Origin of the sequence: Samsonia erythrinae (assembly GCF_004342665.1) — a bacterium.
Taxonomy (GTDB): Bacteria; Pseudomonadota; Gammaproteobacteria; order Enterobacterales; family Enterobacteriaceae; genus Samsonia; species Samsonia erythrinae.
Genome location: NZ_SMBY01000002.1, coordinates 71,308 through 82,420, shown reverse-complemented (window position 1 = coordinate 82,420; position 11,113 = coordinate 71,308). Strand labels below are relative to the sequence as shown.

The window sequence follows — 11,113 nt, the reverse complement described above, 5'->3', positions numbered from 1 at the left end:
CACTCCGTGAATCGTTTTGCAATGCATACGCGGTGAATCAGTCTGCCGTGAGCCCCAAAAAATTCACGATCGGCGTGAAAAAGCGCTCAAATCCGACAAAGGCATGGTTGCCCCCCGACTCCACGGTTTGACGGCAGGCCGTGTAATACGCGACCGCCTGACGATAATCCAGAACTTCATCCCCGGTCTGCAACAGCAGCCAGAGCAAATCCGGCGATTCTAGTTGATCAACCTGCATGACCTTGAGATCGTAAACATGCCGAGACTCTAGCACATATCGCTCACCCGTGTACGGGTTCTGATACTCTCCCAGATGATCCAATAGCAGTTCAAACGGCTTCACAGCAGGGTTTACGACCACGGCCGGCAGCATAAAACACTGAGACAGCCAGGTGGCATAGTAACCACCCAGTGAAGAACCAACAAGACCTACAGGCCGGCCCGCACGCGCCATGATCAGGGATTCCATCATCTCCGCCGCCGCCTCGGGATAGGGCGGAAGCTGTGGAACCACCATATCAATATCAGGATGCTGTTCCGCCAGCCACGTCTTCAGTGCGACCGCTTTCGCCGACTGTGGCGTACTGTTGAAACCATGCAGGTAAATAAGGGTAGGCATTAGTAACCGTCCGAATTCATGTCAGGCAGAAATTCGCTCCCCGACAGACGATGGACCTCGGTTTCCAGACGGCCATCCGGCAGTAGATCCAGATAGCGCCATCCCGGCGCAACATCATCAATCGTAAAATTCGTGCAGTGCGGTTTGAACTGCACGCAGGTCGAAGGCGTCGCCAACAAACGACGGCCGTGCCAGTCAACGTCCATCTCCTGATGAATGTGCCCACACAGCACGGTATTTACCTGCGGATAGCGGTCCAGTACCGCGGAAAGGTTATGCGCATTACGCAGACTGTGCTGATCGAGCCAGGTACAGCCGGAAGGATGCGGATGGTGATGAAGCAATAGCAGCGTAAAGCGATCGGGTTGGCGATTAAGGCTACGCTCCAACCACTCCAACTGATACTCACTCAGTTCGCCGTGCGGAACGCCAAACACCTGGCTGTCTAGCAGGATAATCTGCCATTTATCGCCCAGCAGCACATGCTTGGAGGGCGCAATCCCCGCTTCGGCCAGCGCATCCACCATCGCGGGTTGGAAATCGTGGTTACCCGGCAGCCATACGCAAGGTGCCGGAATCTGCGCAATCCCACGAGAAAAATGGTGATACGCTTCCAGCGTATGATCCTGTGCCAGATCGCCCGTCGCCACGATTAAATCAAACGTATCCTGCCGGGCTTTGATAGCATCCAGCACCGCGTGATAGCTACGATAGGTATTGATACCCAGCAAGGTTTCATGCTCGCCCGCAAAAAGATGGGTATCCGTTATTTGTAAAATCCTGAATCTGGCGCCACTCGCCGCAGGAAGTGTCAACAGGCTTTCCAAATGGTGTCCTTGGTTACGTAAATCTGTCTAACAAACCGGAATCGACATCGAACCATACGCCAAACAATATTTTAGCCAATCAGCAAGAAACTGATTAATTTGATGCTTTTCGTCACGCTGGTGTAACTTCTTATTAGGATAATCATAACGTGCTTTAAAGCGAAAGATCTGCTGGCTGGCACACACTTCCGCAACCAACGCATCATGATATAGCCTGATGCTCATCATTGGCAGGCTCCAGTAGCTGACCGCCGGCGCCGTCTGCTTAATCTCGACCAGTGAGGTATAACGGGTAGACTCAAGAATCGTCAGTTGGTAAACCGCATTATTGACGTGATAAACCGCGGTTTCGCCGACTTCATCAATTTTTGGCAGCAAACGCCGTAATTGCATGAAGTTGGTTTCACATAGCCTCATCATCGCTGGGAAATCCGGGGTATAACGCTTCATAAATTCAGTCCGCCCACGCACGCTTCAGTTCTTCATGGTGCAACGCCAACCATTGCAAGGCAATGACAGATGCCGCGTTATCCACCACCCCTTCCTCAACCCATTGGTAACTTTGCTCACGGCTCACCACATGTACCCGAATATCTTCATTTTCCTCCGCCAGACCGTGGATGCCCTTGGCCGTGCGCGTATCCACTTCCCCCACCATGACGGCCAGACGCTCGCTGGTCCCGCCGGGACTGGCAAGGTAATTGATTATCGGTCGGCAACGCCCAACCCTTAACCCGGCTTCTTCCTGCGCCTCACGCCGCGCCACGTCTTCGTGGCTTTCGCCCGGTTCGATCATGCCCGCCACCAGTTCAAACAACCACGGAGAAGCGCTGGTGTCGTAGGCTGCGATGCGAATCTGCTCTATCAGTACCACTTCATCACGTACCGGGTCGTAAGGCAGCAGCACCACGGCATGACCACGCTCAAAAATCTCACGGCTGACTTCACCACTCATATCGCCATTAAACAGACGGTGGCGGAAACGGTAGCGTTCCAGCGAAAAAAATCCCTCATACAGCGTTTCGCGTGCAATAATTTCTACATCATCTTTGGTAAAAGTCACCGGGCTGGATACGGAAGACGCCATGGCTGAGCTCCTGTAACAAGTATTAATGGAATACGGTATTGTATGGCGGAATCCGCTGTCATTATACTCATCATTGTGTGGAACGTTATCAGGCAAGACGCCAGCGGAGATGAGGGCGATACCGGCGCACTGCGTCACGTTGCGACGGTGAGGCGTCGCCTTAAGCCGCCTAAAGGGTCAATTTACCTGACTATTTGGGCATAATCCGCTGAAAGAACGCACGTTCAGCTACCTTATCCTATTGGCAGATTCTGATAGAATCGGCGACTATTCGTCTATAAACAGCGCTACCCTAGCGAGATTGCGGCACAACAAGGAATGCAAATGAAGAAATTGCTCCCTCTTCTTATTGGTCTGAGCCTGGGCGGTTTTAGCGCCATGAGCCAGGCGGAAAATTTGTTACAGGTCTACCAACAGGCCAAAAACACCAACCCTGATTTACGCAGCTCAGCAGCAACCCGTGATGCCGCGTTTGAAAAAATCAACGAAGCACGCAGTCCGCTTCTGCCGCAATTGGGGATCAACGCAGACTATACCTATAACAAAGGTTACCGTGACAACGACGGGGTCAACAGCAACGAGAAAAGCGCTGCATTACAGTTGACCCAGACGCTGTTCGACATGTCCAAATGGCGCGCGCTGACGCTACAGGAAAAACAAGCCGGCATCGAGGACGTCACCTACCAGACGGCCCAGCAAAACCTGATACTGAATACGGCGACCGCGTATTTTAACGTGCTGCGCGCAATCGACTCGCTGTCTTACATTAATGCGCAGAAACAGGCCATTTATCGTCAGTTGGATCAAACAACACAGCGCTTTAACGTCGGTCTGGTTGCCATTACCGACGTACAAAACGCCCGCGCGCAGTACGACAACGTGCTGGCAAATGAAGTGCTGGCGCGTAATACGCTGGATAACGAACTGGAATCCCTGCGCCAGATTACCGGCAATTTCTACCCGCAGTTAGCGGGCCTGAACATTGAGCGATTCTCCACTCAGAAACCCGCACCGCTCAACAACCTGTTGAAAGAGGCGGAAAATCGCAACCTGAACCTGTTGTCTGCACGCTTGAGTCAGGATTTAGCCCGTGAACAGATCCGTTCCGCTGAAACGGGCTATATGCCCACGCTGGATCTCACCGCATCGACGGGTGTAAGCGATACCCGCTATTCCGGTTCCCGGACGAATAACGGCAACTTTAACGACAGCGACGCAGGGCAGCACAAAGTGGGGGTCAACTTCACCTTGCCGATTTACAGCGGCGGCGCGACGAACTCCCAGGTGAAACAAGCGCAGCACAGCTATGTCAGCGCCAGTGAGCAGTTGGAAAGCGCGCACCGTTCGGTGATCCAGACAGTACGGTCATCGTTTAACAATATCTCGGCCTCCATCAGCAGCATTACCGCCTACAAACAAGCTGAGGTGTCTGCACAAAGCTCGCTGGATGCGATGGAAGCCGGTTATCAGGTCGGCACGCGTACCATCGTTGACGTACTGGATGCCACAACGACGCTGTATAATGCCAAACAGCAGCTTTCAAGCGCACGCTATGATTATCTGATCAACCAGTTAAACATAAAATCCGCACAGGGCACGCTGAACGAAAACGATCTGCAAGCGCTGAACGCCTCTCTGGGTCAACCGATATCCACCACCCCGCCCGCAACGGATAACAGCGCGCCGCAGGTGGCTACAGGCACCGCGCTGCGCTAATCAGCTGCAACGTTGCGATATGCCTGCGACGGGGAACCTCGGTTCCCCTTTTTTATCAGGCCTGTTGCACGGCGTCAGGCGACAACGACCAATCGCATACACGTCTTTCCCACCATAAAGCGAAACGTCGCACAACAGAATGTATAGCAACGTAAAGAGTTCCTTTGTGACGCGCATTGGCGCTTTAAATTCAGGCAACGTTCCCCTATTCTTAGGCTCACTTATTTGTCATCGACCGTGATGCTTTGCTCTGGGATAAACACGATGAAACGTACAAAAAATATTAATCAGGACACATTCCGTAAGGAATGGCGAACGCACCGTCTGGCACCTGTGGCCCTGGCCGTCAGCACCGTCTTTTTCCTCGCCGGCTGCGAACAAACCGACGAAACCGTCTCCCTCTATCAAAATGCGGATGACTGTGCCGCTGCTAACCCATCCATGAGCGCGCAGTGCACCACCGCATACAACAATGCGTTAAAAGAAGCGGAAAAAACGGCGCCGAAATTTGCCACCAAAGAAGACTGCGTAGCAGAATTCGGTGAAGCGCAATGTACCCAGACGCCCGCGCCTGCACAGGCAGGAACCGCCGCAGAGCCGCAACAGAGCGGCATGTCATGGATGCCGCTGATGGCCGGTTACATGATGGGCAGAATGATGGGCGGCGGCGCAGGCTTCGCGCAGCAGCCGTTGTTCACGTCAAAATCGCCGACCAGCCCGGCCAACGGTAAATTCGTTGATGCCACCGGCAAGAATTACGGCAATGCGACAACGGGCCGTACAATGAACGTCCCCAAAACCGCCCTGGCGCCGAAGCCAGCGACCACCACCACCATTACGCGCGGTGGCTTTGGCGAAACCGTCGCAAAGCAAAGCAGCATGCAGCGCAGCAGCGCCAGTTCCAGCTCTTCCCGTAGTATGGGCGGCTGAGGACGGATTGAATGAAGCGGATAGATATCACTGCGCGTCCTGACTGGCAGGAAAAAGCCAACGAGTTTGGTTTTCGGTTCCACACCCTGTATGGCGAACCTTACTGGAGCGAGGAAGCTTACTACCAGTTCACGCTGGCTCAGATCGAAGAGCTGGAAGAAACCACCGCTGAACTGCACCAGATGTGTTTGCAAGTAGTGGAAAAAGTCATCGACAGCGACGCGCTGCTCGCCAAATTCCGTATTCCCAAGCACACCTGGGAATTTGTTCGGCACTCATGGCGTACTCATCAGCCTTCTCTCTATTCGCGCCTCGATCTGGCGTATGACGGCAAATCCCCCGCGAAGCTGCTGGAAAATAATGCCGATACGCCAACCTCACTGTACGAAGCCGCTTTTTTCCAATGGCTTTGGCTGGAAGACCAAATCAACGCCGGAAAACTGCCGCAGAATGCGGATCAGTACAACAGCATCCAGGAAAAGCTGATCGAACGCTTTGAAGAACTGAAGCTGAACCACGGCTTTGGCTTGCTGCATTTCGCCTGCTGTCAGGATACGGAAGAAGATCGCGGAACGGTGCAATACCTACAGGATTGCGCGCTGGAAGCCGGTCTGCCAAGTGAGTTTCTGTTTATCGAGGAAATCGGTCTCGGCGAGAAAGGTCAGTTTACCGATCCCGAAAATCAGGTAATCGGTAATCTGTTCAAGCTGTATCCGTGGGAATTCATGCTGCGCGAGATGTTTTCCACCAAGCTGGAAGATGCCGGCGTGCGCTGGCTGGAACCCGCCTGGAAGAGTATTATTTCCAATAAAGCGCTGCTGCCGATGCTGTGGGAAATGTTCCCGAATCACCCCAATCTGCTCCCCGCTTATTTTGCGGAAGACGATCACCCCAAGCTGGACAGTTACGTCGTCAAGCCGCTGTTTTCACGCGAAGGGGCAAATATCCAGATCGTGGAAAACGGGAAAGAGATTGCGTCGGCAGACGGCCCCTACGGCGAAGAAGGCATGATTATTCAACAGTACCATCCGCTGCCCAAATTCGGCGACAGCTATACGTTGATTGGCAGTTGGCTAGTAAACGATCAGCCTTGCGGTATTGGTCTGCGCGAAGATCGCGCACTGATCACCCAGGATCTGTCACGCTTTTATCCGCATATTATTTTGGATTAAGTCAGAAGGTGAAAAGCAACAAGGCACGGTCTCTCACCGTGCCTTTCTCATTTCTGAAGAACAAAACGGGCTAACCTACCTGTACCGACAACATACTCAGCGATCCCATTTCAAGTCCATCGACCGGAATGCCGATCGCCTCTTTACCGTCCCAGCTTCCCAATACATAGAGCAGCGGAAAATAGTGATCGGGCGTTGGGTTGGATAAAACGGCGCCTTCATGCTGCATAAAATTAACCAAGGGATGATTGTCGCCCTGGTAGGTCAGGTTATCACGCACAAATTGATTGAACGACACGGCCCAAGGATACGGCTCTGCGTCGCCATCCCATTTCACCATCCGCAGGTTATGTACGACGTTGCCACTCGCGACAATCATGAAACCTTCGTCACGCAGCGTCGCCAGTTTGCGTCCTAATTCGTAGTGATACGCGGCAGGCTGCGTGCCGTCCACGCTGAGTTGTACTACGGGAATATCCGCATTTGGGTACATCTTGATCAGCACTCCCCAGGAACCGTGATCCAAACCCCATTGGCTTTGATCGGCAGTAACGGGATATGGAGCCAGCACCTGCTGAATTCTCGCCGCCAATTCCGGCGAACCGGGTGCCGGATACTGGGTATCAAACAACGCCTGTGGGAAGCCGCCGAAATCATGGATGGTGCGAGGGTTTTCCATCGCCGTCACAGCGGTACCACGGGTATACCAGTGTGCTGAAACCGCAATAATCGCCTTCGGACGCGGCAGCGTCTCACCCAGCGTTTGCCACGCCTGAGTATACGCATTGCTTTCCAACACGTTCATCGGGCTACCGTGGCCCAGGAACAGCGCAGGCATACGGGAAGTGTGGGTCATCGTCATATCCTCTGAAAAATGTCAGTTGGCGCGTTAGCCTCACGCGATGACCTTACTTTACGCGCTTTATCACGCGGAAAAAGTCAGAGTTATGTGATGAAGAATATCAATTAATTTGAAATGCCTGAGCTATCTGCTGGTTCTAGATAAGCAAAACCCCGCCGAAGCGGGGTCTTATGATGAAGGGAGTTGACCGTTAAGCCGGGTTCTGTCGTGGACAGTCATTCATCTAGGCCAGCAATCGCTCACTGGCTCAAGCAGCCTACCCGGGTTCAGTACGGGCCGTACCATGTGAACCCCTATTTGGCCTTGCTCCGGGTGGAGTTTACCGTGCCGCGAACTGTTGCCAGCCGCGCGGTGCGCTCTTACCGCACCCTTTCACCCTTACCTGATCCCACTTGCGCGGGCCATCGGCGGTTTGCTCTCTGTTGCACTAGTCGTAGGCTTGCGCCTCCCAGGCGTTACCTGGCACCCTGCCCTATGGAGCCCGGACTTTCCTCCCCTCCACCTGTCTCCCCCGAAGGGACGGCAATGAAGCGGCGACTGTCTGGTCAACTCCGGCGCGGATGATAGGACAAATTGTCCTACTTGTCATCTTCCGATTCACCGCCAGCGTTTTCCTGTTCCAGCGCATAGCGATAAAGCGCGTTCTTCTTCACGCCGTGGATTTCCGCCGCCAGCGCCGCCGCTTTTTTCAGCGGTAGCTCGGCGCGCAACAGCGCCAGCGTACGCAGCGCGTCAACCGACAGCGCGCTGTCATCAAACTGATGCCCCTCTACAATCAGTACCATCTCGCCTTTACGGCGGTTTTCATCTTCTTTCACCCATTCGAGCAGTTCGCCCACGGGCGCACCATGAATCGATTCCCAGGTTTTCGTGATTTCCCGCGCTAACACCACATAGCGTTCTGCGCCCAACACGTCACGGATGTCCTGCAAACTCTCCAGAAGACGATGTGTCGATTCGTAGAAAATTAACGTACGGGGCTCTTCCCCCAGTTCGCGCAGCTTATCTTTGCGCCCTTTGGTTTTAGCCGGTAGGAAACCCTCATAGCAAAAGCGATCGGAGGCCAGACCGGACGCAGAGAGCGCCGTTATCGCGGCGCAAGCGCCCGGCAGCGGCACGACCCGAACACCAGCCTCGCGACAGCGGCGCACTAAGTGGTAGCCGGGATCGTTAATCAGCGGCGTGCCCGCATCGGAAACCAGCGCGATGCGTTGGCCCGACTGCAACTTCGCCAGTAGCACATCCACTTTTTGTTGCTCATTGTGATCGTGTAATGCGAACAGCCGCGCATTAATCGCAAAATGTTGTAACAGCAGACCGGTATGGCGGGTATCCTCTGCGGCGATCAGATCAACGCTCGCCAATACCGTCAGCGCACGCTGTGTAATGTCGCCCAGGTTGCCGATGGGCGTGGGGACAATGTAGAGGGTAGATGCAGAAATGTCTGCTTGTTGGTCTTGATTCATTGTTTCATCCGGGTTGCCGATTTAATATTGAGCATCGTTAAAAAAACCACTGGATACAGTATGCTTCCCTTTCATTTCGTCCGTACCCAGGCAGGGCGGGTTATCCCTGTTTTGTTAGCGGCGCTGTTTCTTGCAGGCTGTCCAAGTCAGGCACCGCAAAGTCCCCCTCCCGAGGTGCAGGGAAAAGCCGATGCGTCATCCGATTATTATCTGCAACAAATGCAGCAAAGTCGCGATAATAACAAGGCTGACTGGCAATTACTTGCTATTCGTTCCCTGTTACAGGAAGGGAAAATCCCTCAGGCAAGCCAGCAATTCAACGCGCTGCCGGAAAACTTGAATGCGGCGCAACAGCAGGAGCGTCAGTTGGTCAGCGCGGAATTATCCGTCACCCAAAACAATATGGAAGCCGCCAAAGACGCGCTGAGCCAGTTGGATGTCGGCGCGCTTTCCGAAGCGCAGAAGGAGCGTTACTATCAGGCGCAAATTAAAACCGCACAAGGGCGCCCTTCCATTGAGCTGCTGCGGGCTTACATCGCTCAGGAACCGCTGTTGCAAGGCGACGAGCATCAAATGAATCTCGATCAGACCTGGCTGGCATTGACGCAAATGTCGCCGCAGGCGTCCAGCGCGCTTCTGATTAATGCGGATGAAAATGTGCTGCAAGGCTGGGTAGACTTGCTCAATAACTATCAGGATAACCGTACATCGCCGGACCAGTTAAAGAGCGCGATTCAGGACTGGCAAACCCGCTATCCCCATCATCCTGCGGCAAAATCGCTGCCTACGCAGTTGAATCAGGTCTTCAATTATCAGCAGTCATCGCTGAACAGTATCGCGCTGCTGTTACCGCTCAATGGTCAGGCGCAAGTTTTCGCCAATGCCATTCAGCAAGGCTTTAACGCGGCGAAAAACGGTCAGATTGCGATAGCAGCCCCAGTCCCTGCTTCCCCGTCAGCGGATGAGGACGCGACGCAAACCGAACAGATCTCTCCACCAGAAGATCCAAATGCGCCATCACCCGCGCCGTACAGCGCGGACGTAGTAGCGCCGCCGCCGGAATCACCGACGACAAGCGCCGGGTTATCCAGTTCGCTCCCGGTAAAAGTGTATGACACATCTTCACAACCGCTGGCGAATATCCTCACTCAAGCACAGCAAGATGGCGCTTCGCTGGTCATCGGGCCGCTGCTGAAAAATGAAGTGGATCAGTTGGCAAATAGCCAATCGCCCTTAAACATTTTGGCGTTGAACCAGCCGGAACACCTCGAAAACCGCCCTAACATCTGCTACTTCGCGCTCTCTCCGGAAGACGAAGCCAGAGACGCGGCAAAATTCATCCACCGGCAGGGCAAACAGCAGCCGTTGATATTAGCGCCGCGCGGCGCGCTGGGCGATCGCATCGTTAACGCATTCGCTCAGGGCTGGAGCCAGCAAAGCGGCACCAGCCCATTGCAACAGCGCTTTGGCAACACGGCAGAATTAAAACAGGCGATTAATAGCGGCGCGGGGCTAAGTCTGAGCGGCCAGCCTGTCAGCGTGTCTCAACAGCAGGCACAGTCAGGCACCACCATCGGCGGTTTGACCATTCCGTCACAGGTTGAGCCGACGGTCAGTTCGTCCGCCAGCGGCAATATTGATGCGGTGTATATCATCGCAACGCCAGACGAACTGGCGTTGATTAAGCCGATGATCGATATGCGCACCACCTCACGTGCTCGTCCGGCACTCTATGCCAGCTCGCGTAGTTTTCAGGCCGGATTAGGGCCAGATTTCCGCCTTGAAATGGAAGGGTTGCAGTTCAGCGATATCCCGTTGCTGGCCGGTGCGAACCCGGCGCTGATGCAGCAGGTCAGCGGCCAGTTTAAAAACGATTACTCGTTAGTCCGCCTGTATGCTATGGGGATGGATGCCTGGACGCTCGCGAACCACTTCGGTGAAATGCGTCAAATTCCGGGCCATCAAATCACAGGTGCAACGGGCACGCTCAGTGCCGGACCAGACTGCGCCATCAACCGTCAACTGACCTGGCAACAATACCGTCAAGGCCAACTGGTGCCCGTCCCCTGAACCAGCGAGCCACGGGGGCCGGTTACGAACAGCGGGCCCGACGTTATCTTGAACGTGCGGGCCTGACCTTCACCGCCGCGAATGTTGCGTTACGCGGCGGCGAACTGGATTTGATCATGCGCGATCATCAAGTCTGGGTATTTGTAGAGGTGCGCTACCGACGTAATGCTGACTTTGGCGATGCGGCAGCCAGTATTACCCGACGCAAACAGCAACGATTGCTGCATGCCGCAGCCGTGTGGCTGGCGCAACGTGGCGCCAGCTTCGACACGGTGGATTGCCGTTTTGATGTGCTGGCGATTACCGGCAATCGGTTCGACTGGCTCCCTAACGCTTTTACTGCACAGGGATAACGTATTCCTGA

11 protein-coding genes and 1 other RNA gene are annotated in these 11,113 nt (G+C 54.3%); 5 read left to right on the top strand and 7 right to left on the bottom strand.

Annotation, left to right across the window (positions count from 1 at the left end; translation table 11 throughout):
• Positions 1-37: 37 nt before the first annotated feature.
• The 4 genes from yqiA to nudF are packed head-to-tail and all read right to left on the bottom strand — an operon-like array spanning position 38 to position 2,533.
• Positions 38-619, bottom strand: coding sequence for an esterase YqiA (yqiA, locus tag EDC54_RS04800; RefSeq protein WP_132453824.1), 582 nt, complete (start codon positions 617-619; stop codon positions 38-40).
• Complete coding sequence (cpdA, locus tag EDC54_RS04795; protein WP_132453822.1) at positions 619-1,446, bottom strand: 3',5'-cyclic-AMP phosphodiesterase; 828 nt, start codon at positions 1,444-1,446, stop codon at positions 619-621. The genes yqiA and cpdA overlap by 1 nt, the downstream gene beginning before the upstream one ends.
• Positions 1,447-1,473: 27 nt before the next feature.
• On the bottom strand, positions 1,474-1,896 hold the full coding sequence (locus EDC54_RS04790; protein ID WP_132453820.1) for a DUF1249 family protein: 423 nt from the start codon (positions 1,894-1,896) through the stop codon (positions 1,474-1,476).
• A 4-nt stretch (positions 1,897-1,900) separates the two neighbouring features.
• Positions 1,901-2,533: an ADP-ribose diphosphatase gene (gene nudF, locus EDC54_RS04785; protein WP_132453818.1), complete on the bottom strand. Its 633-nt coding sequence runs from the start codon at positions 2,531-2,533 to the stop codon at positions 1,901-1,903.
• A gap of 324 nt (positions 2,534-2,857) precedes the next feature.
• Here nudF and tolC point away from each other — a divergent pair, with 324 nt between their 5' ends.
• From tolC to EDC54_RS04770, 3 genes are all read left to right on the top strand, one after another.
• On the top strand, positions 2,858-4,249 hold the full coding sequence (gene tolC, locus EDC54_RS04780; RefSeq protein ID WP_132453816.1) for an outer membrane channel protein TolC: 1,392 nt from the start codon (positions 2,858-2,860) through the stop codon (positions 4,247-4,249).
• A 264-nt stretch (positions 4,250-4,513) separates the two neighbouring features.
• Positions 4,514-5,179: a DUF1190 family protein gene (locus tag EDC54_RS04775; protein WP_132453814.1), complete on the top strand. Its 666-nt coding sequence runs from the start codon at positions 4,514-4,516 to the stop codon at positions 5,177-5,179.
• Between the two features lie 11 nt (positions 5,180-5,190).
• The gene (locus EDC54_RS04770; protein WP_132453812.1) at positions 5,191-6,351 is read left to right on the top strand and encodes a glutathionylspermidine synthase family protein; all 1,161 of its coding nucleotides are present in this window, start codon (positions 5,191-5,193) and stop codon (positions 6,349-6,351) included.
• A 70-nt stretch (positions 6,352-6,421) separates the two neighbouring features.
• On the opposite strand, the gene ygiD is transcribed toward EDC54_RS04770, so the two are convergent.
• The 3 genes from ygiD to rsmI form a co-directional block, all read right to left on the bottom strand.
• Positions 6,422-7,207: a 4,5-DOPA-extradiol-dioxygenase gene (ygiD, locus tag EDC54_RS04765; RefSeq protein WP_132453810.1), complete on the bottom strand. Its 786-nt coding sequence runs from the start codon at positions 7,205-7,207 to the stop codon at positions 6,422-6,424.
• Between the two features lie 181 nt (positions 7,208-7,388).
• An RNA gene (gene rnpB, locus EDC54_RS04760) (RNase P RNA component class A) lies at positions 7,389-7,766 on the bottom strand.
• A 25-nt stretch (positions 7,767-7,791) separates the two neighbouring features.
• On the bottom strand, positions 7,792-8,679 hold the full coding sequence (rsmI, locus tag EDC54_RS04755; protein ID WP_132453808.1) for a 16S rRNA (cytidine(1402)-2'-O)-methyltransferase: 888 nt from the start codon (positions 8,677-8,679) through the stop codon (positions 7,792-7,794).
• A gap of 60 nt (positions 8,680-8,739) precedes the next feature.
• Here rsmI and EDC54_RS04750 point away from each other — a divergent pair, with 60 nt between their 5' ends.
• The gene (locus EDC54_RS04750; RefSeq protein WP_132453806.1) at positions 8,740-10,749 is read left to right on the top strand and encodes a penicillin-binding protein activator; all 2,010 of its coding nucleotides are present in this window, start codon (positions 8,740-8,742) and stop codon (positions 10,747-10,749) included.
• Complete coding sequence (locus tag EDC54_RS04745) at positions 10,746-11,102, top strand: YraN family protein (protein ID WP_132453804.1); 357 nt, start codon at positions 10,746-10,748, stop codon at positions 11,100-11,102. The genes EDC54_RS04750 and EDC54_RS04745 overlap by 4 nt, the downstream gene beginning before the upstream one ends.
• Positions 11,103-11,113 lie beyond the last annotated feature (11 nt).